This is a genomic window from Edwardsiella sp. EA181011, from assembly GCF_000800725.1.
Classification (GTDB): Bacteria; Pseudomonadota; Gammaproteobacteria; order Enterobacterales; family Enterobacteriaceae; genus Edwardsiella; species Edwardsiella anguillarum.
Map to the genome: position 1 here is coordinate 3,816,634 of NZ_CP011364.1, position 22,880 is coordinate 3,839,513.

General features: G+C 60.8%; 21 protein-coding genes. 5 read left to right on the top strand and 16 right to left on the bottom strand.

Going from position 1 to position 22,880, the window contains the following annotated elements; translation table 11 throughout:
* Positions 1 to 110 precede the first annotated feature (110 nt).
* The 8 genes from QY76_RS16890 to QY76_RS16925 all read right to left on the bottom strand — a co-directional run bounded on the left by QY76_RS16890 (position 111) and on the right by QY76_RS16925 (position 7,093).
* Entirely contained in the window at positions 111 to 1,004 is an 894-nt protein-coding gene (locus tag QY76_RS16890; RefSeq protein WP_045425120.1) for a PTS system mannose/fructose/sorbose family transporter subunit IID, read from the bottom strand.
* Complete coding sequence (gene agaW / locus QY76_RS16895; protein ID WP_034163176.1) at positions 994 to 1,782, bottom strand: PTS N-acetylgalactosamine transporter subunit IIC; 789 nt, start codon at positions 1,780 to 1,782, stop codon at positions 994 to 996. The genes QY76_RS16890 and agaW overlap by 11 nt, the downstream gene beginning before the upstream one ends.
* A 16-nt stretch (positions 1,783 to 1,798) precedes the next feature.
* Entirely contained in the window at positions 1,799 to 2,281 is a 483-nt protein-coding gene (gene agaV / locus QY76_RS16900; RefSeq protein WP_034163175.1) for a PTS N-acetylgalactosamine transporter subunit IIB, read from the bottom strand.
* A 3-nt stretch (positions 2,282 to 2,284) separates the two neighbouring features.
* Positions 2,285 to 3,457 carry an SIS domain-containing protein gene (locus QY76_RS16905; protein ID WP_045425122.1) on the bottom strand — a complete coding sequence of 391 codons (1,173 nt, stop codon included), beginning with the start codon at positions 3,455 to 3,457 and terminating at the stop codon, positions 2,285 to 2,287.
* Between the two features lie 122 nt (positions 3,458 to 3,579).
* Entirely contained in the window at positions 3,580 to 4,353 is a 774-nt protein-coding gene (gene agaR, locus QY76_RS16910) for a transcriptional repressor AgaR (protein ID WP_034163172.1), read from the bottom strand.
* A 406-nt stretch (positions 4,354 to 4,759) separates the two neighbouring features.
* Positions 4,760 to 5,200 carry a PTS sugar transporter subunit IIA gene (locus QY76_RS16915; protein WP_034163171.1) on the bottom strand — a complete coding sequence of 147 codons (441 nt, stop codon included), beginning with the start codon at positions 5,198 to 5,200 and terminating at the stop codon, positions 4,760 to 4,762.
* A 199-nt stretch (positions 5,201 to 5,399) separates the two neighbouring features.
* Complete coding sequence (locus QY76_RS16920; RefSeq protein ID WP_034163170.1) at positions 5,400 to 6,170, bottom strand: ABC transporter permease; 771 nt, start codon at positions 6,168 to 6,170, stop codon at positions 5,400 to 5,402.
* Positions 6,167 to 7,093, bottom strand: a complete 927-nt coding sequence (locus tag QY76_RS16925; RefSeq protein ID WP_034163169.1) for an ABC transporter ATP-binding protein — start codon at positions 7,091 to 7,093, stop codon at positions 6,167 to 6,169. The genes QY76_RS16920 and QY76_RS16925 overlap by 4 nt, the downstream gene beginning before the upstream one ends.
* A 207-nt stretch (positions 7,094 to 7,300) precedes the next feature.
* On the opposite strand from QY76_RS16925, the gene QY76_RS16930 reads away from it, so the two are divergent.
* Both QY76_RS16930 and can read left to right on the top strand, forming a co-directional pair.
* The gene (locus QY76_RS16930; RefSeq protein WP_034163168.1) at positions 7,301 to 7,984 is read left to right on the top strand and encodes a winged helix-turn-helix domain-containing protein; all 684 of its coding nucleotides are present in this window, start codon (positions 7,301 to 7,303) and stop codon (positions 7,982 to 7,984) included.
* Positions 7,985 to 8,071: 87 nt separating this feature from the next.
* Complete coding sequence (gene can / locus QY76_RS16935) at positions 8,072 to 8,734, top strand: carbonate dehydratase (RefSeq protein WP_012847542.1); 663 nt, start codon at positions 8,072 to 8,074, stop codon at positions 8,732 to 8,734.
* Between the two features lie 115 nt (positions 8,735 to 8,849).
* On the opposite strand, the gene hpt is transcribed toward can, so the two are convergent.
* Complete coding sequence (gene hpt, locus QY76_RS16940; RefSeq protein ID WP_012847541.1) at positions 8,850 to 9,386, bottom strand: hypoxanthine phosphoribosyltransferase; 537 nt, start codon at positions 9,384 to 9,386, stop codon at positions 8,850 to 8,852.
* A gap of 305 nt (positions 9,387 to 9,691) precedes the next feature.
* Between hpt and QY76_RS16945 the strand changes: the two genes are divergently transcribed.
* Together QY76_RS16945 and yddG are read left to right on the top strand one after the other, a co-directional pair.
* Complete coding sequence (locus QY76_RS16945) at positions 9,692 to 10,039, top strand: YacC family pilotin-like protein (RefSeq protein ID WP_034163274.1); 348 nt, start codon at positions 9,692 to 9,694, stop codon at positions 10,037 to 10,039.
* Positions 10,040 to 10,171: 132 nt separating this feature from the next.
* Positions 10,172 to 11,071 carry an aromatic amino acid DMT transporter YddG gene (gene yddG / locus QY76_RS16950; RefSeq protein ID WP_034163167.1) on the top strand — a complete coding sequence of 300 codons (900 nt, stop codon included), beginning with the start codon at positions 10,172 to 10,174 and terminating at the stop codon, positions 11,069 to 11,071.
* Here the strand turns inward: yddG and QY76_RS16955 are convergent.
* From QY76_RS16955 to acnB, 3 genes are all read right to left on the bottom strand, one after another.
* Positions 11,068 to 11,430, bottom strand: coding sequence for a YacL family protein (locus QY76_RS16955; RefSeq protein ID WP_034163166.1), 363 nt, complete (start codon positions 11,428 to 11,430; stop codon positions 11,068 to 11,070). The two genes, yddG and QY76_RS16955, sit on opposite strands and share 4 nt — an antisense overlap.
* 184 nt (positions 11,431 to 11,614) lie before the next feature.
* The gene (locus QY76_RS16960; protein ID WP_034163165.1) at positions 11,615 to 12,253 is read right to left on the bottom strand and encodes a tellurite resistance TerB family protein; all 639 of its coding nucleotides are present in this window, start codon (positions 12,251 to 12,253) and stop codon (positions 11,615 to 11,617) included.
* 149 nt (positions 12,254 to 12,402) lie between these two features.
* Positions 12,403 to 15,000, bottom strand: a complete 2,598-nt coding sequence (gene acnB, locus QY76_RS16965) for a bifunctional aconitate hydratase 2/2-methylisocitrate dehydratase (protein WP_117026372.1) — start codon at positions 14,998 to 15,000, stop codon at positions 12,403 to 12,405.
* 283 nt (positions 15,001 to 15,283) lie between these two features.
* Here acnB and QY76_RS16970 point away from each other — a divergent pair, with 283 nt between their 5' ends.
* Positions 15,284 to 15,541 carry a hypothetical protein gene (locus QY76_RS16970; protein ID WP_034163163.1) on the top strand — a complete coding sequence of 86 codons (258 nt, stop codon included), beginning with the start codon at positions 15,284 to 15,286 and terminating at the stop codon, positions 15,539 to 15,541.
* Between the two features lie 63 nt (positions 15,542 to 15,604).
* Here the strand turns inward: QY76_RS16970 and lpdA are convergent, their stop codons facing one another.
* The 4 genes from lpdA to pdhR all read right to left on the bottom strand — a co-directional run bounded on the left by lpdA (position 15,605) and on the right by pdhR (position 22,738).
* The gene (lpdA, locus tag QY76_RS16975) at positions 15,605 to 17,029 is read right to left on the bottom strand and encodes a dihydrolipoyl dehydrogenase (protein WP_162207672.1); all 1,425 of its coding nucleotides are present in this window, start codon (positions 17,027 to 17,029) and stop codon (positions 15,605 to 15,607) included.
* A gap of 264 nt (positions 17,030 to 17,293) precedes the next feature.
* On the bottom strand, positions 17,294 to 19,147 hold the full coding sequence (gene aceF, locus QY76_RS16980; RefSeq protein WP_045425127.1) for a pyruvate dehydrogenase complex dihydrolipoyllysine-residue acetyltransferase: 1,854 nt from the start codon (positions 19,145 to 19,147) through the stop codon (positions 17,294 to 17,296).
* 13 nt (positions 19,148 to 19,160) lie between these two features.
* Positions 19,161 to 21,824, bottom strand: coding sequence for a pyruvate dehydrogenase (acetyl-transferring), homodimeric type (aceE, locus tag QY76_RS16985; protein WP_034163161.1), 2,664 nt, complete (start codon positions 21,822 to 21,824; stop codon positions 19,161 to 19,163).
* 149 nt (positions 21,825 to 21,973) lie between these two features.
* Positions 21,974 to 22,738, bottom strand: a complete 765-nt coding sequence (gene pdhR, locus QY76_RS16990; RefSeq protein WP_034163160.1) for a pyruvate dehydrogenase complex transcriptional repressor PdhR — start codon at positions 22,736 to 22,738, stop codon at positions 21,974 to 21,976.
* Positions 22,739 to 22,880: the final 142 nt, after the last annotated feature.

Here is a 22,880-nt window from a genome sequence, read left to right on the forward strand (position 1 = left end):
CCATCGGGGCGTCGGCCGCCTGACGCTGCGCGGGACGCCGTTCCCCGCTCAACGCCCTGTCGCAGGCCGCTGGCGAAACCGCCACGGTCGCGCCCCGGCATGATGCCCCCTTACAGAAAGCCGATCAGCTTGCCCACGATACCCACGGCCGCCGTCACACCGATCAGCTTGATCGGTGAATAGCCGCGCTTCATCAGCCAGTACACCAGCAGGGTGAAGCACAGGGGCAGCAGGTTGGGCATCAGCTTGTCCAACACATCCTTCTGCAGCGCCACCGTCGCCTTGCCGGCGTACATCACCAGCGGCGTCGAGAGGTGAACATAAGAGGCCACCAGCGCGCCTATCACCGTCATGCCCACGATCGAGGCGGCGTGAGAGATATTTTTGGTATGGGTTTTCAATAGTGCCAGCGCGCTGGTTCCCGCGCTGTAGCCATAGTGCGCCAGCCCAAAGCGCAGGGCAAAGTGCACCGAGTTGAACAGCAGCAGGAACACCAGCGGCCCGAACAGACTCCCCTCCAGCGCCAGCGAGGCGCCGATGCCGGCGCAGATAGGCAGCAGCGTCAACCAGAACAGCGCGTCGCCGATGCCGCCCAGGGGGCCCATCAGCGCCACCTTCACCGCGCGGATGGTCGAGACGCGCTCTTTGCCGCGCTCCATCGCCAGCACCAGCCCAGACAGAAAGGTGACGTCAAAGGGGTGCACATTGATAAACTCCATGTGCATTTTCATTGAGTTGGCAAGATCCTGCGGATTGCGATGGATCTTGCGCAGGCTGGGGATCAGGGTATACAGCCAGCCGCCCGCCTGCATACGCTCATAGTTAAAGGAAGCCTGAAGCAGCAGGGAGCGCAGCGCCATAATGTTGATATCGCGGCGGCTCAGCGCCTGCCCCGGCGTTTGATCCACATACTCGTCGCTCTCGACCTGGCTGGTAGCCAGCGCCTGCGTCATCCGCTTTTCTGCCTTAGCTACCAGCGCGTCATCGCTATCGTTAAATGCCATCTTCTTCCATCTCCTGGTTCTGGCGCGCGGCAGGACGCTGTGCCGGCGCGGCTTCATTACGAGTACGGTTAAAGAAATCGATCAGCGCAATAGCCAGCGCGCCCAGCGCCACCGCGATAATCGGCATATTCAGGAATGTCACGGAGATAAAGCCCAGAATAAAGTAGGCCACATAGGTCTTCTTCATCATAGTCTTCATCAGCAGAGAGAAGCCGATGGCCGGCATCATTCCCCCCGCAACGGCCAGCCCCTCCAGCAGCCAGGTCGGGGCCTTCTCCACCATGGCGCTGGCCGCATCGGCCCCGAAATAGACTGGCAAAAAGGCGACGATAAAGTAGAAGCAGAATAGGATCAGCAGCCCGGCGTAGTTCACCCACTCCACCCCACGCCAGTTCAGCCGCTTCACCATCTCATCGCAGCGGTGCATCATCGGCGAATAGGCGGTAAACAGCAGGGTAATGCCGCCCTGCACCGCGATGGAGAAGGGTACCGCGACCCCGATGGCGACCTTGGGATCGGCGTGGGTCAAAATGGCGAACGCGGTGCCAATGACGCCGCCGATCACCACGTTGGGGGGCTGAGCGCCGGCCAGAGGCACCATTCCCATCCACACCAGCTCCAGCGTCCCGCCGACCAGCAGGCCGGTCTGTATATCGCCCAGGATCAGCCCGACCAGCGGCCCGATCACCACCGGACGGTGCAGGTGGGTCAGTCCGTCGAACAGGTCGATACCGGCGATACCGGCCAACAGCCCTATCAACAATGCATCGGTTAACATGGTTTACCTCCTGCGTTCAGTCCAACAGCGGGTGAATCGACTCCCCCGCCTCATCCGGCACCCGGCGGATCTCGCAGGGAATGCCAAGCTGCGCCAGCGCGTGGAACGCCGCGATATCCTCGCCGTCCACCGACACCGTCTTGTGGATCTGGCGCTTTCCCTGCGCAAAGTGCATATTGCCGACGTTGACGAAGTGAATGGGCACCCCGCCGCGCACCAGCGTCAGCACATCCTGCGGCGTTTTGCAGACGATGAAGATCTTCTGGCGATCCGCGGCCCGGTGGATCACCTCAATGGTTTTTTGCAGGGTGAAATAGCGGGTCTGCACGCCCTCTGCCACCACCATATCCATCAGGTTCTGTTGGACGGGGTCGGCGGCGGCGGCGTCGTTGGCGACCAGCACCAGATTGGCGCCCAGCGTATTGGTCCAGGTCACCCCGACCTGTCCATGCACCAGCCGGTTATCGATACGGGTCATCAGGATGTTCGGGTTTGACATATATCACACCTCCATCGTGGCTATGGTTGAATGCGCTACGGGATACTCATAAATGACGACGCCCTGCACCACCCGATTAACCTCTCCGCTCGGGCAGGGGTTATCCGGCGTGATCCCCAGCGCCAGAGCGGTCTCTAGCGCCAGCGTCTGCAGGTAAAGCAGGAACGGAAACATCAGCCACAGATCGTCCAGATCGCACGCCAGCGCGCCCGTGCCATCGCCGCTCAGCGCAACGCAGCGCAGGGCCAGCGCGTCACGCTGCAGCTCCTTGAGCAGATCCTGGTCATAGCGGCGGCAATAGGGCTCGGCGCTCAGCATCGCGACCACCAGCGTCTGGGACCCGACCATAAACTTGGGCCCGTGACGCAGCCCCATGGTGGAGTCATGGCGGGTCGCGATGCGTCCGGCCGTCAGCTCCAGCATCTTCAGCGCCGCCTCCTCCGCCACGCCGCTAAAGCTGCGGCTACCCAGCACCACCAGCCGCTGAAAACCACCGTTGGCCAACGTCTTGATCGTCGGCAGCCATCGCGGCAGCGCGCGCTGACACAGCGCCGCCGTCCGCTGCAGCGGCGCCGCGCTTTGGGCCAGCGTGAGCGGACCGAGCAACAGCGCGCCGGCCAGCATCATGCAGCTGAAGCTGGAGGTCATCGCAAAGCTCCGATCGCAGGATCCCGGCGGCATGATCAGCGAGCATGCGTTAGCGCGCCCTTCGGCATAGCGCGCCAGGGCGCCGTCCGGATTACAGGTCAGCAGCAGATGATGGCAGCGCGGCAGTAAACGATCGGCCAGCGCCAGCGTCGCAGCGCTCTCCGGGCTATTGCCGGAGCGACCAAAGGAGACCAGCAGCGTGGGACGCCTGGGATCCAGATACTGCCGCGGCGATGGCACAATGTCGGTCGTGGCGTAGGCCACCACATCACGGCCGCACTGCTCTCGCAGCCAGGGGGCCAACGCTCGCCCGACAAAGGCGGAGGATCCGGCTCCGCACAGCACAATCTGCAGCGCAGGCTGCGCCAGCACGGCCTGAAGGAAGGGACGCCAACGCGACTGCGCCTCGCTCAGCTCGCGGTGTAATGCCTGCCACAGCGCCGGCTGCTGTGCGATTTCACGGGCCGTATGCCAGGCGCCGCGCGCCTGCAGCCACGCGGGGGAATAGCCGAGTACCTCATCACTCATGCGTTTACTCCTCAGATTGAGTCAGGGCGTAGCGGTGGGCTTCGCCAGGGTAAAGCCGCCCCGGCACAGCCGGCATCCGGCTACGCTGCATAGCGAAAACAGAGAAGATAGGGCGTGCGCCGTCACCCGTCGGCGATGATCACATCCACCCCTAAATCGCACAGCGCGCGGTGATACCCCTCCGGGATCCGACTGTCGGTAATCACTCGGTGGATCTGTGCGGCGCCGCGGATGGTGCAAAAGCTTTTCCGGCCAAACTTACTGGCATCCACGACGGCGATGATCTCGCTGGCCACGTCGCACATGACCCGATTAAGCTGCGCCTCCCCCGCATGGGGCGTGGTGATACCGCAGCTAAGATCAAAGCCGTCGACCCCCAGAAACAGCCGATCGAAATGGTACTGGCGCAGCTGCTGCTCGGCGGCCGCCCCATACAGGGAGTAGGAGTTTGGACGTACGCTGCCGCCCAAAACCAGCACGTCGATCTGCTCATACCCCGTCAACTCACAGGCGATATTCAAGGCGTTGGTCACCACCACCAGATGGCGGTGTGCCTTAAGAAAGGGGGCGATTTGGGCCGTGGTGGAGCCGGAGTCGAGGATCAGCGTATCGCCGTCCTGCACCAGCGCCGCCGCCCGTGCGGCGATACGCGACTTTACGTCGCGGTTCAGGCGCCCTTTGTCCTGCAGCGGCCGATCGAAGACAAACTGCTGGTTCAGCATGGCGCCGCCGTAAGAGCGCAGCGCACATCCCCTTTGCTCCAGGTAGCGCAGATCGTTACGGATAGTCACGCTGGAGACGCCAAAGTGGTGACGTAGCTGCTCCACCCGTACACTGCCCTCCAGGCATAGCCTATCGATGATCTGCTCACGGCGCCTTACGGTATCGATGCCCATTCTGCCTCCTCGCGCGGCCAAGGTCGGAGATAACCCCTCTCGTACCGCGACCATCGAATTACAGCAAAGGAATCACCGATCAGGTGTGATCGCAGTTACACCTTGTTTTTCCAGCAGATAGTGACAGAAATTCTTTCGATTAATTGCCAACCGAAAGACTTGGCCCACGGCGCCGCCGCAGCGTCGCCCGGAGCGTTATCCCGCATGACGCCGTTGTTAAGCGGACGATTGCGCAGAAACCGAAAGGAAAGCGGAGAGAAATGCGGGAATGAAAGTTGTGTTGTTTGACCGATCAACTTCACATTTTTATATATTAGCGCAAGTTGTCTATCACAACGCAAGCAAAGACAATCTCTGCGCAATGGCGCAGAGATTGTCGACGGCCGAACGCGCCGCCGCGCGGCGCCTACGCACCGGAGGACGGGGGCGTAAACAGCGCGGCCTGACGGCGCTGCTCATGCCACAGGCTGGTGGCGTGGCGCTGGGTCTGCGCTAGGAGAGCTTCGCGAAACCCGGCGGCGTCGCTCTGCGTACGCTGGGGCCACAGCGCCGCGAGCGCCGATAGGCTCACCCCGACCACCACCTCACAGTGCGGATGTTTATGGCACATCAGCGCGGCGGCGCGAAACGGCGGCGCGCCGAGAATATCCGTCACGATCACCACGCCATCGCCGCTGTCCACCTGATGCAGCGCATCGCACATCATACGGCTAAGCATGTTGGCGCTCACGCCGTCGCTGTACTCCACGCCCACACACTGGGGCGGCCGGGCACCCTGCAGATGGGTTAAGGCCTTCAGCATTCCGCTGCTAAAACCGCTGTGTCCGGCGAATACGATACCCAGCATGCAGTCTATCCTCTCGTCACCGCCCGCCGGCGCACCGGTCAGACGTAAGCACCCTTGATGATGATGGTGTAACAGGAAACGGCAGCGCAGGCAGCAATCGGTGATAACGGCGATTCAGGAGTGTGAGGTCAGACAGAAATGATGAATTTTACGGCACCGTCCCCAGGATATACGGTAGGTGCCGTATGATACCGCGCGATCAGCTGCGCAGGCCGCGCCCCCGCTCAATCAGGTACCAGGCCATAAGATAGAGTACACCAATGAATCCCAACAGAACGGCAAACGTCTGCGCCAGCGGCACATCGTGAATCCCCAGGAAGCCATAGCGGAACCCGCTGATCATATACACAATGGGGTTGAGCTTGGAGACCGTCTGCCAGAACGGCGGCAGCAGGCTCAGGGCGTAAAAGACCCCGCCGAGATAGGTCAGCGGCGTCAGCACGAAGGTCGGCACCAGGCTGATATCGTCGAAGGTGCGCGCATACACCGCATTGATCAGCCCGCCAAGGGAGAACAGCACCGCCGTACACAGCAGGGTCATCACCACCGCCAGCCAGCTGTTTACCACCAGCGGCACGAAGAACAGCGAGACCAGGGTAACCAGAAAGCCGACGCAGACCCCGCGCGCCACGCCACCGCCCACGTAACCGGCGATGATCACATGAGTCGGCACCGGCGCCACCAGCAGCTCCTCAATGCTGCGCTGAAACTTGGCGCTGAAGAACGATGCGGCCACGTTGGCATAGGCGTTGGTGATCACCGACATCATGATAAGCCCGGGCACGATGAACTGCATGTAGCTGAATCCGTGCATCTCACCGATGCGCGCACCGATTAGGTTTCCGAAAATAATAAAATACAGCGTCATGGTGATCACCGGCGGCACCAGCGTCTGTACCCAGATGCGGCCGAAACGGTGAACCTCCTTGCTCCAGATGCTGCACAGCGCCACCCAGTACAAACGCCTCATGACTGCTTCTCCTGTTCACCGTTGAGCAACGACACAAACAGCTCCTCCAGCCGATTGGCCTTATTGCGCATGCTAAGTACCTGGACCCCCTGGGCGCTCAGCTGGCTGAATACTCCGTTGAGTCCCTGCTCGCGCAGCACCTCCACCTCCAGCGTCGTGGTATCGCACAGTCGGTGCTGGTATCCCTCCAGATGGGGAAGCGGACTTTTCGCCGCCAGGTCGAGGATGAAGGTCTCCGACTTAAGCTGCGCCAGCAGCGCCTTCATCGAGGTATTCTCTATCAGCTGGCCGTGCTGAATGATACCGATATTACGGCACAGCATCTCCGCCTCTTCCAGATAGTGGGTGGTCAAAATAATCGTGGTTCCCTGAGCGTTCAGCTCTTTCAGAAAGCCCCACATCGCCCGGCGCAGTTCAATGTCGACCCCGGCCGTCGGCTCATCCAGGATCAACAGCTTTGGCTGATGCATCAGAGCGCGGGCGATCATCAGGCGACGCTTCATCCCCCCCGACAGCATCCGGGCGCGCTCATTGCGCTTTTGCCACAGATCCAGCTGGCTCAGGTAGCGCTCGGCGCGCTGCATCGCCTCGCGGCGCGTCACGCCGTAGTAACCGGCCTGATTCACCACGATCTGTAATACGGTCTCAAACGGATTAAAGTTAAACTCCTGCGGCACCAGCCCCAGCTGGCGTTTGGCATTGACCAGATCGCGGTCAATATCATAGCCAAATACGCTCACCTGCCCGCCGCTCTTATTCACCAGCGAACTAATAATGCCAATAGTAGTGGATTTTCCTGCCCCGTTTGGCCCCAGCAGCGCATAAAAATCGCCGGCCTCTACGGTTAAATCGATGCCACGCAGCGCCTGAACGCCGCCGGCATAAGTTTTGGTAAGCTGAGATAGCTCAAGAGCATTCGTCATGGCGATGGGTTAACCTTACATCAAGCGTTTTGCCTTGGACACCGCGCGGTGCACGCAGAAACCCCCAGGGCGCGGCAAAACGGCTCCCCCACGGGTTCTTTCTGCATGATTATATGTTATATGGCGTGTTGTCTGAAATCACCAGCTGCCAGCGGCGGGTCGACCTTGCTATGATGCAACGATTCATCCTGTCGTGGAAGACATCCTGTGCCACCGTTAATTTGGCTTATCGAAGATCGGGCCACCGCCGCTGACCCGCTGATCTATACGCTGGAAACGGAAGGGTTTAATGTATGCTGGTTTAACCATATCCAGCCCGCCCTTGACGCCCTTAAACAGCAATCCCCGCATTTGGCTATCATTCAGCTGACGCTGCCCGACGGCAGTGGTCTGGCGCTGGGTCGCCACCTGCAGGAGCGCCACCCCGCGCTACCGCTGCTCTTTCTGGCCGGCGCCCCCGGGGAAGCCGCGCAGGCCAGCGCTGCCGCGCTGCCGCACAGCGCCGTCATTATTCCCCCCTTTTCCGCCCGTGAAATCTGCGTGCGTATGCGTACGCTGCTACCGCATCCGGAAAAGATGGGCACCAAGGCGACCCGCCTGGAGTGCTATGGCAACTTTACCCTTAACGATAGCCGCGACTGTGCCCACTATTTTGGCCATGCCCTACAGCTGAACCACTGCGAATACCTGTTGCTGAAAACGCTGCTGCAGGGACGGGGAAAGGTGTTTTCCCGCAGCCAGTTGAACGATCTGCTGCGCCCGCTGAATGAGAAGGGCGGCGAGCGCAGCGTCGAGCGCCATATCAAGACGCTACGGGCCAAACTGCAGCGGATCACGCCCCATGATATCCCGCTCAACGCGCACCACGGCGTCGGATTCAGCATCGAGTAAACGCCCGCGCGGCCCACTGTTCCGATTTCCAAAGCCCGTGGATTGGCCTATATTAGGCCTCTTTCCCGTTACAGCTGATTAACCTTCATGAAAGAAATCGAGAAACTGATCGCCAACAACCAGGCATGGTCACAGCAGGTAAAGGAGGATAATCCGACCTTCTTCGCCAAGCTGGCAGAATCCCAGCGTCCGCGCTTTCTGTGGATTGGCTGTTCGGACAGCCGGGTGCCGGCGGAGCAGCTGACCGGTCTACAGCCGGGGGAACTCTTTGTACACCGCAACGTCGCCAATCTGGTTATTCATACCGACCTGAACTGCCTCTCCGTGGTGCAGTATGCGGTCGACGTGCTGCAGGTTGAGCACATCATCATCTGCGGTCACCTGGGCTGCGGCGGTGTCGAAGCCGCCGTCACCAATCCGGAGCTGGGGCTCATCGACAACTGGCTGCTGCATATCCGCGATATCTGGTACAAGCACAGCACCCTGCTGGGTGAGCTGCCGCCGGAAAAGCGCATGGATACGCTGTGCGAGCTGAACGTGATTGAGCAGGTCTACAATTTGGGACACTCCACCATTCTGCAATCGGCGTGGAAACGCGGGCAGAAGGTGATGATCCATGGCTGGGTCTACGGTCTGCAGGACGGTCGTTTGCACGATCTGGACATTACCACCATCAGCCGTGAGAGTCTGGAAGTGCGCTACCGCAACGCCATGGCCAAGCTGCTACAGCAGCAGAACCAGGAAGGTTAATCCGCGCGGGTTAATAAAAAAACGCTTTCCGTTCAACGTATTAATTTTCCGTACAGATGACCGTACGTGCAGTAAAAAGGCGACCCCAGGTCGCCTTTTTCACCGCTACGCGGAATTACTCTTCCAGCATGGTAACTTTGCCGATATAGGGCAGATAGCGATAGCGCTGAGCGTAGTCGATGCCAAAGCCCACCACGAACTCGTCGGGGATCGAGAAACCGATATACTCCACCGGAACTGCGACCTCGCGACGGCTCGGTTTGTCCAGCAGCGTGCAGATGGCCAGCGAGTTCGGGCCACGCAGGCTAAACAGCTCGCGCACCTTGCTCAGGGTATTGCCGGAGTCGATGATATCTTCAACGATGAGGACATCCTTATCGCGGATGTCCTCATCCAGATCCTTGAGGATCTTGACATCACGGGAGCTGTTCATGGCGTTGCCATAGCTGGAGGCCGTCAGAAAGTCGACTTCATGCGGTACGCTGATCTGGCGGCACAAATCGGCCATAAAGATGAAGGAGCCGCGCAGCAGCCCCACCAGCACCAGCTCTTTGCCACTGTTACGGTAATGATCGGAGATCTGGCGTCCCAGTTCAGCTACGCGTGCCTTGATCTCCTGTTCAGAGATCATGACTTCTACGGTATGTTTCATCGCTTTTACCCTGCGTGCGTGCCGTCGCGTGGGCGGACGGCAAAATCAATCTGTCCTGCGCCCGGCGGATGGCTCCACTCCTCGGCACAAAACAGCGCGGTTTGTTAAGGGCGCAGAGTATAGCAGGCCGAGGTGGCGACTTAAACGGGTCTGCTGCCCTAAGGTACGAAAAGCCCCCCGACATGCCCGCGCGCCGAGCGGCATAAAATCCGCCTCAATTACATATTAAAAGTGAATATCAGACTGTAGTCATACCGATGAAATATGATACCGTCATAGCACAATAACAAATCGTGTTTTCCGGTATGAAAAAATCCTCTCTGCTAGTGCTATTGTTGGGCTTACTCAGTATCACGACCTCCAGTCGAGCGCTGGATGAGATGCAGGCGGAAGATCTGGCTGATTTAACCGCCATTTTCGTCTATTTGAAAAATGACTGTGGCTACCACGACCTCCCCAACAATCAGATTAAGCGGGCGATTGTCTTCTTTGCCAGCCGCAACGGCTGGGATATGAGCAATTACAACACCAAGAAGATGAAAAAGCTGGGTGAAGAGAGCTACCACGATTTAAGCCGCATCGCCATGCCGGTGGAAACCAAGTGCAAATACCTGGCCCGCGACTCGCTGGGACTGCTGGCCTACGCTAACTGATCTCTCACCGGCGCGCGATACGCCGCCGCGTTCAGCGCCTGCCTATGTGAAATCATTTCACCTTCCCGCCTCCTGCGCCCTATAACATAAACATGCTACAGTCAGCGCCTGGGCATAACAGGGAGGATGGCCATGAAACACCGAGCGACATTACTGGGCGTGTGCGCCATTCTGCTGTGGAGCATGAGCGTAGCCCTGACGCGTAGCCTGGCCGAGACCCTCGGCCCTACCGCCGCGGGCGCCGCTATCTACTCTTTGAGCGGCCTGCTGGTATGGTGCGCGGCGGGAAAACCTGCCGTACGCGGTCAGCGAGCGGGATACCTGTTCGGCTGCGGTGCCCTGTTCGTGTTCTATATGGTGGCCTTCGCCCTGGCCATCGGTCTGGCGGATAACCGGGCCCAGACGCTGGAGCTGGGGCTGATCAACTACCTGTGGCCTAGCCTGACGTTGCTGTTCGCCGTCCCGCTGCTGGGGCTGCGCGTACGCTGGTGGCTCTGGCCCGGCGCGCTGCTGGCCTTCAGCGGCGTCGTCTGGGTCGTCGGCGGTGACGCCGGCGTCGATCCCGCCGCCCTGTACCGCAATCTGAGCGGCAATCCGCTGGCCTACGCCCTGGCCTGCGGCGCCGCCTTTGCCTGGGCCATCTACTCCAACCTACTGCGCTACTATCAGCCCAGCCGCGGTGCCCTGCCGCTGTTTCTCTTGATGACGGCCCTGTGTCTGTGGCTACTATGGCTGCTGACGCCGCAGCCTCCGCTGCGCATCACCCGCGCGGCGCTGGGCGAGCTACTGCTGATGAGCGGCAGCACCGCCATCGCCTATCTGTGCTGGGATCAGGCCATGAAAAAGGGCAACGCCACCCTGGTCGCCGCCCTCTCCTACTTTACGCCGCTGCTGTCCATTGCCATTGCCGCGCTATGGCTGGCGGCGTCGACGCCGGCCAGCCTGTGGTCCGGCGTGCTGCTGGTGGTGGTGGGCTCACTGCTGTGCTGGAGCGCCAGCCGCCGGACGGACGCGACGGCCCGCCACGGTTAGCGCTGCTGAATAAAGCTGCGGTAGCGCGCCAGCACCTGTAGAAAATCCTCCAGCCCGCACAGCGAGAGGCTCTCTTCATCGTAATAGCGCATACCGTCATCCAGCGCATCGCCCTCCAGCGCCAGCTGGTTCGCGCGCACCATCACCTCTTCGCTGTCCAGCCACAGGGTGTACTCATGCCCCTCCAACTGCCACTGCCGTTCGCTACCCTTCAGCGCCGCGGCCTCCTGCTCGATGCGCGACAGCAGCGCCAAATCTCCCTTGACCTCTTCATTAAGCCAGTGCCCGACGGCCTCATGCCCCATCGAAAACAGCGCGATCACCTGGCCTCCAATATCATGGCGAAATTCATAATCCACAGCCAGCCCTCCCTCTCAGCCCCATCTGGGGACTCTTTTTCAGTGTAACCCAGCGCCGTGATGCGGCCTGAAATCCGGCTCGCAATCTGCAAAAAATAACGCGGAGACTGGGTCTCCGCGCTGTGTGGCGAGCGATTTCAGCAAAAAAGCCCCAGGGGGTCAATAGGGGCGGGCATCCCGCCGGCTATGCACTCCCGGCGCCAATATCACGCTCCAGCCCCTGCGCTACGTCCGATGGAATGCCCAACGCCTGCGCCAACGCATCCAGATAGCTACGCTCCATAAAATGGTCGATGTCGATGACCGTACAGCTCACAGTATAAATCTCCAGCGCCTCCTCTTCGTCCTGTACCTCGCGAGACAGCAGGTGTGGATCGAGGGGACGCTCCAGCGCCTGGCGCACCCAAACGCGCGCCTCATCGCCCAGCGCCAGCCGCGTCATAGCATCGTCGATGGCCTGCTGCTCCCGAGCATCGATGTGGCCATCGCTTTTCGCGGCAAACACCAGCGCCTGCACCAGACGCCGCGCGCGCGCATCGGGCGGTGCGCTCTGCTGACCGTACTGTGGCTCATCGCGGTGCGTCTCTCTCACCCGCTCGCGGTATTTGTTCCACAGCAGGGCACCGATCGCAGCGCCGCCGCCGAGCAGCAGGGCATTCTTACCCAGCTTTCCCGCCTGCTTACGCGCGGATTTATTCCCCAGCAGCACGCCGGCCAGGCCACCGAGCGCCGCCGGCGCCAGCAGTTTACCCAGCCCTTCGCCGCCGCCGCGCTTAGCGTCGCCCAGCAGCGACTGTAGTTGATCCATCCAGCCTTTTTTCATCTCCACTCTCCCCGCATCGGCCCAATAACGTTAGGTTACGAGGTTAAACGTCAAGTTATGTCGACGCCATGCAATGCTATGTAACACCGGTAATAAAAAGGGGGGAGCCCGCACAGACGGACTCCCCCGCAATCGCCCTGAGGACGCGCTTATACCGCGGTCTGGAAGATCACCTGCCCGGCCTTCTCGGTATACGGCGTCAGGCGATTAAAGTTGAGATAGCGGTAGGTGTCTGCCGCCGACGCCCCCACCTGCGCCATAAACTGCTGATACTGCGCGACGTCCGGCAGCTGACCCAGCAGGGCCGCCACCGCCGCCAGCTCGGCCGATGCCAGATAGACGTTGGCACCGGTGCCGAGGCGGTTCGGGAAGTTACGCGTCGACGTCGATACCACCGTCGCCCCGTCGGCCACCCGTGCCTGGTTGCCCATGCACAGAGAGCAGCCGGGGATCTCTACCCGCGCGCCGCTCTTGCCGAACACGCTGTAGTACCCTTCCTCCGTCAGCTGCGCGGCGTCCATTCGGGTCGGCGGCGCCACCCACAGTCGCGTCGGCAGCTGCCCCTGATGGCTGTCAAGCAGCTTACCGGCGGCGCGGAAGTGGCCAATATTGGTCATGCAGGAGCCAATAAAGACCTCATCGATCTTCGCCCCGGCCACCTGTGACAGCAGGCGGGCATCGTCCGGATCGTTGGGGGCGCACAGAATAGGCTCTTTAATCGCGTCGAGATCGATCTCGATCACCGCGGCATATTCGGCGTCAGCGTCCGCCTTCAGCAGCTGCGGATCGGCCAGCCATTTCTCCATGGCGCGGATGCGCCGCTCCAGGGTGCGACGATCGCCGTAGCCCTCGGCGATCATCCAGCGCAGCAGCACGATATTGGACTGCAGATACTCCACGATCGGCTCACGATCCAGCTTAATGGTGCAGCCGGCCGCCGAACGCTCCGCCGAAGCATCGGCCAGCTCAAAGGCCTGCTCGACCTTCAGCTGCGGCAGCCCTTCGATCTCCAGGATCCGTCCGGAGAAGATGTTCTTCTTCCCCTGTTTCTCGACGGTCAGAAGCCCCTGCTGAATCGCGTGGTAGGGGATGGCATGGACCAGATCGCGCAGGGTGATCCCCGGCTGCATCTGCCCTTTAAAGCGCACCAGAACCGACTCCGGCATATCTAGCGGCATCACCCCGGTCGCGGCGGCGAACGCCACCAGGCCGGACCCCGCCGGGAACGAAATCCCGATAGGGAAGCGAGTATGGGAGTCGCCGCCGGTGCCCACAGTATCCGGCAGCAGCATCCGGTTCAACCAGGAGTGGATGATGCCATCGCCCGGGCGCAGCGCCACCCCGCCCCGGTTCATGATAAAGTCAGGCAGCGTATGGTGCGTCTGCACATCGATGGGCTTGGGATAGGCGGCGGTGTGGCAGAAGGACTGCATCACCAGATCGGCGGAGAAGCCCAGGCAGGCCAGATCCTTCAGCTCATCACGCGTCATCGGGCCGGTGGTATCCTGTGAGCCGACGGAGGCCATCCGCGGTTCGCAGTACTGACCGGGACGTACGCCGGCCACGCCGCAGGCGCGCCCCACCATTTTCTGCGCCAGGGTATACCCCCTGCCGCTGTCGCTGACCGCTTTGGGCTGGCGAAAGACATCGCTGGGCGGAAGATCCAGTGCCTCGCGCGCACGCGCCGTCAGCGCCCGGCCGATGATCAGCGGAATACGTCCGCCGGCGCGCACTTCATCTAGCAGCACCTCGGTCTTCAGGACAAAGGTCGCCAGCAGGGAGCCGTCGGCATGACGGCGGATCTCCCCCTGATAGGGGTAGATATCAATGGCTTCACCGGTCTGCAGCTGGCTGACGTCCACCTCGATCGGCAGCGCGCCGGCATCCTCCATGGTGTTAAAGAAGATCGGCGCGATTTTACCGCCCAGCACGACGCCACCGGCCCGTTTATTGGGCACGAAGGGAATGTCCTCCCCCATCAGCCACAGCACCGAGTTGGTCGCCGATTTACGCGAGGATCCCGTGCCCACCACGTCGCCGACGTAGGCCAACGGGTACCCCTGCCCGGCCAGCGCCTGCAGCTGACGGATCGGCCCCACGGCGCCGGGCTGATCCGGGGTGATGCCATCGCGCGGGTTCTTCAGCAGCGCCTGCGCGTGCAGCGGAATATCGGGGCGGGACCAGGCATCCTGCGCCGGAGACAAGTCGTCGGTATTGGTTTCACCGCTGACCTTGAAGACGGTCACCGTCAGCTTATCCGCCAGCGCCGGACGGGACAGGAACCATTCGGCATCGGCCCAGGACTGCAGCACCTGGCGGGCAAACGGGTTCCCGGCGCGCGCGCGCTGCTCTACGTCGTGGAAGCTGTCGAAAACCAGCAGCGTGTGGGACAGCGCGCCGACGGCGATCGGCGCCAGCGCCGCGTTATCCAGCGCCTCAATCAGCGGATGAATGTTATAACCACCCTGCATGGTTCCCAGCAGCTCCAGCGCCTTGGCGGCGCTGACCAACGGCGAGTGGGCCTCGCCCTTCACCAGCGCGGCCAGAAAGGCCGCCTTCACATAGGCAGCCTCATCGACGCCCGGCGGCACCCGGTTGGTCAAGAGATCCAGCAGCAGGGCCTCTTCGCCCGCCGGCGGTGACTTCAGCAGCTCAACCAGCGCTGCCATCTGTGCCGCATCCAGCGGCTTAGGAACCACACCCAGGGCCGCCCGCTCGGCGACGTGCTCACGGTATTCTTTTAGCACGACTCGACTCCTCGCTCTCATTGTCATTGTAGATACCGGGATGCCGGTAGCGTGCCGTGCCCTAACCCATCGCCTGACCGCCTGTCGGATACCCGGATAGCCTTTTCAGCATATCAGCATTCAGCCACCGTGTTAAATGGTTTACAAAAAAGTAACATAACCGCATAAAACCATTTTTGACCAGGCAAAACGTACGATTAACGCACAGATCTGACCTGTTTTACGTTTACCCCCGGCGATTTTTCTGTATCATGCCACGCTTTCAGCGGCCTGGGAGGCGACGATGTCATTGACGACCACGCACTCGCGTTGCCTGACCCTGCTGCAAATCCTCTCCCTACTACTGGCCGTCGGCGCGCTGTTTTACCTTATCGAGGTCAGCCACAGCGAAAACGCGCTGGCGCTGGACAGCGGCCTGAGCGGGCAGGAAATGCTGGATCACGATGGCTTTCTGTGGGGAATGAACTACTTTCTCTGCTCACTGGGACTGGGGATCTGCATACCGGCCCTGGCCTTTTTTATCGGCTTTCGCTATGACTGACGGCAGTGACGGGCAAAAAAAAACGGCTCCCGATGGGAGCCGTTTTTGCGTTATCTCACGCGATTATTTCTTCTTCGCCTTCGCATTCGGCAAATCGGTGATGCTGCCTTCATAAACCTCAGCCGCCAGGCCGACGGACTCATGCAGGGTCGGGTGGGCATGAATCGTCAGGGCGATGTCTTCCGCGTCGCAGCCCATCTCGATGGCCAGGCCGATCTCACCGAGCAGTTCGCCGCCGTTGGTGCCGACAATCGCCCCGCCGATGATGCGGTGGGACTCTTTATCGAAGATAAGCTTGGTCATACCGTCGGCACAGTCAGAAGCGATGGCGCGCCCCGAGGCCGCCCAAGGGAAGGTGGCGGTTTCGTAGCTGATGCCTTTCTCGCGCGCCTCTTTTTCCGTCAGACCAACCCATGCAACCTCCGGCTCGGTATAGGCGATAGAGGGGATCACCTTCGGATCGAAGTAGTGCTTCATTCCGGCGATCACCTCTGCGGCAACGTGTCCCTCGTGAACCCCTTTGTGCGCCAGCATCGGCTGGCCGACGATATCGCCGATGGCGAAGATGTGCGGCACATTGGTACGCAGCTGCTTATCCACGTGAATAAAACCGCGCTCATCCACCTCAACCCCGGCCAGCCCGGCGTCGATCAGCTTACCGTTCGGCACGCGACCGATGGCCACCAGCACGGCATCATAGCGCTGCGCCTCTGCCGGGGCCTTCTTGCCTTCCATGGAAACATAGATCCCGTCTTCACGGGCCTCCACGGCGGTGACCTTGGTCTCCAGCATCAGGTTAAAGCGTTTGCCGATACGCTTGGTAAAGACTTTCACCACGTCCTTATCGGCAGCCGGGATCACCTGATCGAACATTTCAACCACGTCGATCTCGGATCCTAGCGCATGATATACCGTCCCCATCTCCAGGCCGATAATCCCGCCGCCCATCACCAGCAGGCGCTGCGGTACACTGTTCAGGGCCAGCGCGTCGGTTGAATCCCATACGCGCGGATCGTCATGGGGGATAAACGGCAGCTGGATGGGACGGGAGCCGGCGGCGATGATCGCATTATCAAAATGGATCACCGTCTGCCCCGCCTCCCCGTCAACCGTCAGGGTATTGGCCGAGGTAAACTTACCCAGCCCGTTGACCACCCGCACCTTACGGCCTTTGGCCATACCGGCCAGGCCGCCGGTCAGCTGGCCGATCACCTTCTCTTTCCAGGTGCGGATCTTGTCAATGTCGGTCTTCGGCTCACCGAACACGATACCGTGCTCCGCCAGCGCCTTGGCCTCTTCAATCACTTTAGCCACGTGCAGCAGGGCCTTGGAGGGGATACAGCCGACGTTCAGGCACACCCCGCCCAGGGTGGAGTAACGCTCGACAATAACGGTCTCCAGCCCCAAATCCGCGCAGCGGAACGCCGCAGAATACCCTGCCGGGCCCGCCCCAAGTACCACGACCTGAGTTTTGATTTCAGTACTCATCATGACCTCTTTATTGTTTTTCCGGCGGCGTGGATGCACCGCGATGGCACCCAGACCGACCGTCCGCCGCCCCACGGGCTGACATTACCGCGGCGCTGCGGCCTCCGCCGGGACACCCGTCGCGTCCCACAGTTTACAGAAATGTTAATAATTCTGTAAAGGGATGATCCGTCGACGTCTGCCTCTGACGGCATGGCTGACGCGAGCCAGCGCCTGCCATACCGCGAATTAAGAAAAAGGCCGGCGCATGCGCCGGCCCTCGGCTTACATCACCAGGCGGCGGATGTCAGACATCACGCTGTTGATGAAGCTGATAAAGCGGGCACCGTCGGCACCGTCGATCACCCGATGGTCATAGGAGAGCGCCAGCGGCAGCATCAGGCGCGGCGCAAACTCTTTCCCATTCCATACCGGCTTCATCGACGACTTGGATACCCCCAGGATCGCCACCTCCGGTGCGTTGACGATCGGCGTAAACGCCGTGCCGCCGATACCGCCCAGGCTGGAGATGGTAAAGCAGCCGCCCTGCATGTCCGCGGCGGTCAGCTTACCGGCGCGCGCCTTGGCTGAGATCTCCGCCAGATCGCGCGACAGCTCGATGATTCCCTTCTTATTGACGTCGCGCAGCACCGGAACCACCAGACCGTTCGGCGTATCGACCGCGACGCCAATGTTGATGTACTTCTTCAGCGTCAGACGCTGGGCATCCTCAGACAGGGAGCTGTTAAAGCGCGGCATCGCCTCCAGCGCCTTGGCCACCGCCTTGATGATAAACACCAGCGGGGTAATTTTAACCCCCAGCTTGCGCTTCTCGGACTCCACGTTCTGCTGTTTGCGGAACGCTTCCACCTCGGTAATATCGGTCTCGTCAAACTGGGTGACATGCGGGATCATCACCCAGTTGCGGTGCAGGTTGGCGCCGGAGATCTTCTGGATACGCCCCAGCTCAACCTCTTCCACCTCGCCGAACTTGCTGAAGTCCACCTTCGGCCACGGTAGCAGACCCGGCAGAGAGCCCCCGGTTGCCGCCGCCGGCGCGGTTTCAGCGCGCTTAATCAGCTCCTTGACATAGGCCTGCACGTCTTCACGCAAGATGCGGCCTTTACGTCCACTGCCTTTTACCTTGGCCAGGTTAACGCCAAACTCGCGCGCCAGACGGCGGATCACCGGCGTCGCATGCACATAGGCGGCGTTTTCGGTGAACTCACTCTGCGCCTGTACCGCCGCAGGCGCGGTGGCTACCGGCGCACTTACCGGCGCCGCGGCCGCGGGGAGAGATGCCGACGGCGCAGGCGCGCTGCCCGCCACGCTGAAGGTCATGATCGGCGAGCCGGTTTTCACCTTATCGCCCACGCTGACCGTAATGGTGCTGACCACCCCGGCGAACGGCGCCGGCACCTCCATCGAGGCCTTATCGCCTTCGACGGTGATCAGCGACTGCTCTGCGCTGACGCTGTCGCCGACCTTAACCAGAATTTCGGTGACCTCAACTTCATCGCCGCCGATATCCGGCACTCTGATCGGCTGGCTGGCGGCGGCCTGGGCCACCGGTACGGCGGGCGCGACGGCCGGCGCTGCCGCGGCAGGAGAGGCCGCACCCGCGATGCTGAAGGTCATGATCGGCGAGCCGGTCTTCACCTTGTCACCGGTGGCAACCGTGATGGATTGAACCACCCCGGCGAACGGTGCCGGCACCTCCATCGAGGCCTTATCGCCTTCGACGGTGATCAGCGACTGCTCCGCGCTGACGCTGTCGCCGACCTTCACCAGGATCTCGGTGACTTCCACTTCATCGCCGCCGATATCCGGTACCTGAACGTCACGCACCTGCGCGGCGGCAGCCGGAGCCGCTGCCGGCTGTGCCTGGGCCGCCGGTTGGGCGGCATCTGCCGCCTCAAACTCCATGATCAGAGAGCCGGTTGTGACCTTATCGCCCACCGCAACCTTGATGGCACTGATCACGCCGGCCTGCGGCGAGGGAACCTCCATTGAAGCCTTGTCGCCCTCAACGGTGATCAACGACTGCTCCGCATCGACCCGGTCACCAACTTTCACCAGAATTTCAGTGACTTCTACTTCATCCGCACCGATGTCCGGTACATTGATTGCAATTGCCATTATTCCGTACCTCTTATGCCAGACGCGGGTTTACTTTTTCCGGATCGATATTGAACTTGCCGATGGCGTCCGCCACCACGGAAGCGGCGATCTCCCCGCGTTTTGCCAATTCACCCAGTGCCGCCACGACCACGTAGGAGGCATCGACCTCAAAGTGGTGACGCAGGTTTTCACGGCTGTCGGAACGGCCGAAGCCATCGGTGCCCAGCACGCGGTAATCGCTGGCCGGAACATAGGTGCGTACCTGCTCGGCAAACAGCTTCATATAGTCGGTAGACGCCACGGCCGGCGCATCGCTCATCACCTGAGCGATGTACGGTACACGCGGGGTCTCCAGCGGATGCAGCATGTTCCAACGCTCGCAGTCCTGGCCATCGCGCGCCAGCTCGGTGAAGGAGGTCACACTGTACACATCGCTGCCAACGCCATACTCTTCAGACAGGATACGCGCGGCCTCGCGGACGTGGCGCAGCATAGAGCCGGAGCCCAGCAACTGAACCTTGCCCTTGTCGCCAGACTGCGTATCCAGCTTGTAGATCCCGCGGCGGATACCCTCTTCAGCGCCCTGCGGCATCGCCGGCATGTGGTAGTTTTCGTTCAGCGTGGTGATGTAGTAGTACACGTTCTCCTGCTTCTCACCGTACATGCGCTCCAGACCGTCGTGCATGATCACGGCCACCTCGTAGGCATAGGCCGGATCGTAGGAGATGCAGTTCGGGATCGTCAGAGACTGAATATGGCTGTGGCCATCTTCGTGCTGCAGACCTTCCCCGTTCAGGGTGGTACGCCCGGAGGTGCCGCCGATCAGGAAACCGCGCGCCTGCTGGTCGCCCGCCGCCCAGCACAGGTCGCCGATGCGCTGGAAGCCGAACATGGAGTAGTAGATGTAGAACGGGATCATCGGCAGATCGTTGGTGCTGTAAGAGGTGGCTGCCGCCAGCCAGGATGCCCCGGCGCCCAGCTCGTTGATCCCCTCCTGCAGAATCTGTCCTTTCTCGTCCTCTTTGTAGTAGGCCACCTGCTCGCGGTCCTGCGGGGTATAGCGCTGGCCGTTCGGGCTATAGATCCCAATCTGACGGAACAGCCCTTCCATACCGAAGGTGCGCGCTTCGTCGGCGATGATCGGTACCAGGCGATCCTTGATGGACTTGTTCTTCAGCATCACGTTCAGCGCACGCACGAAGGCGATGGTGGTCGAAATCTCTTTGTTCTGCTCTTCCAGCAGGGCGGAGAAGTCCTCCAGCGCCGGCAGATCCAGGCGCTCGCTGAAGGTCGGGCTACGGGTCGGAACATAGCCCTGCAGCGCGGCGCGGCGCTCGTGCAGATAGCGCGCCTCTTCGGAGGCGGCGTCAAAGGTGACGTACGGCAGCTTCTCCAGATCGGCATCGGCCACCGGTACGCTGAAGCGATCGCGGAAGTGACGCACGCCATCCATGTTCATCTTCTTAACCTGGTGGGCGATGTTCTTGCCTTCGGCGGTGTCACCCATGCCATAGCCCTTGATGGTATGCACCAGGATCACCGTCGGCTGGCCCTTGGTCTCTTCGGCTTTCTTAAAGGCGGCGTAGACCTTCTTCGGATCGTGGCCGCCGCGGTTCAGCGCCCAGATCTCATCGTCAGACATGTCCTTGACCAGCTCCGCGGTTTCCGGATAGCGGCCAAAGAAGTGTTCACGCACATAGGCACCATTCTTTGACTTGAAGGTCTGGTAGTCACCGTCCAGGGTCTCATTCATCAACTGGATCAGCTTGCCGCTGGTATCTTTACGCAGCAGCGCATCCCAGCGGGAGCCCCAAATCACCTTGATCACGTTCCAGCCCGCACCGGCGAAGATGCCTTCCAGTTCGTTGATAATCTTGCCGTTCCCCGTCACCGGGCCATCCAGGCGCTGTAGGTTGCAGTTAATGACGAAGCACAGGTTGTCCAGCTTATCGCGGGTGGCAATGGTGATGGCGCCCTTGGATTCCGGCTCATCCATCTCACCGTCGCCGAGGAAGGCGTACACGCGCTGCGCCGTGGTGTCTTTCAGACCGCGGTGGTTCAGGTACTTCAGGAACTTAGCCTGATAAATCGCGCCCAGCGGCCCCAGGCCCATGGAGACGGTCGGGAACTGCCAGAACTCCGGCATCAGCTTCGGATGCGGGTAAGAAGAGAGCCCCGTGCCGTGAACCTCCTGACGGAAGTTATTCAGTTGCTCCTCGGTCAGGCGTCCTTCCAGGAAGGCGCGCGCATAGATCCCCGGAGAGATATGACCCTGGAAGTAGACCAGATCGCCGCCGTCCTTCTGGTTGCGGGCGCGGAAGAAATGGTTAAAGCACACTTCGTAAACCGTAGCGGAAGACTGATAGGAGGCCATGTGACCGCCCAGCTCCAGATCTTTCTTCGACGCATGCAGGACGATCATCACCGCATTCCAGCGCATGGCGATACGGATACGACGCTCCAGCTCCAGATTCCCCGGATAGGCCGGCTCATCTTCCGGAGCTATGGTGTTCACGTAATTGTGGGCCAGCGCAGCGGAAGGCAGATTAACGCCGCCCTGACGGGCGGAATTCAGTACCTGATCGATCAGATACTGCGCGCGCTCTACGCCTTCTTCACGGATGACCGATTCTATCGCCTGCAGCCAATCGCGGGTTTCGATCGGATCCACGTCATTGAGTAAACGATCTGACATGGTGGTATTCCTTATCTGTCTAAATGGGTTGTCTGGAGCCTGTCTTCCTGCGCTCTGCTGCCAAAACGCACGAAGACAGGCCCAATCGGTGAGTTGCCTAGTGTTAACATCGGCGCGCGTGCCCCGAAGGACTACGCACGAACCAATTTTCAATCCTTACGCTGCTGGAGCAGCCGCAGCGAGCGCTCACGGCGGCTGTGCTCGCGACTCATCTCCAGCAAAATATCTTCAATAAAGGCCAGATGACGGTGTGATGCCTCACGTGCACGCTCTGGCTCCCGGGCGATAATGGCCGCAAAGATACTGGCCCGGTGATCGCTGACCAGCGCCAGCATTTCGCGACGCGCATAGAGCAGCTCGAAATTCTGTTTTACGTTCTTTTCCAGCATCGGCGCCATGCAGCGCAGCAGGTGAAGCAGCACCGCGTTATGAGCGGCTTCGGTCACCGCCACCTGATACTGCATCACCGCATCGGCCTCGCCGTCCAGATCCCCCGCGGCCTGGGCGTTTTCAATCGCCAGATGGCACTCATGCAGGCGAACAAAGTCCTCGTCGGTGCCGCGCAGCGCGGCATAATAGGCCGCGATCCCCTCCAGGGCATGGCGGGTCTCCAACAGATCGTATTGGGATTCCGGGTGGGCCGCGAGCAGCTCTGCCAGCGGGTCGCTGAAGCTTTGCCAGAGATTGGCCTGTACGAAGGTGCCACCACCCTGACGGCGCAGCAGCAGACCTTTGGCTTCTAGGCGCTGAATGGCCTCGCGCAGAGAGGGGCGGGATACATCGAACTGCTTCGCCAGTTCGCGCTCCGGCGGCAGCTTTTCCCCGGGACGCAGCGTTCCTTCCAGGATCAGATACTCCAATTGCTGTTCGATCACATCGGATAGCTTGGGCTGGCGGATTTTGCTGTAGGCCATGTGGCAATGTCTTCTCTGAGCGTAGGTGACGTTCTCATCGGAGAACCGCAAAGTAAATTGGTATTACCAATTTCAAAAACATGACCTCAAAGTAACAAAATCTTCACCACTTGTCCATACAACTATTGATGTAAATCATGAA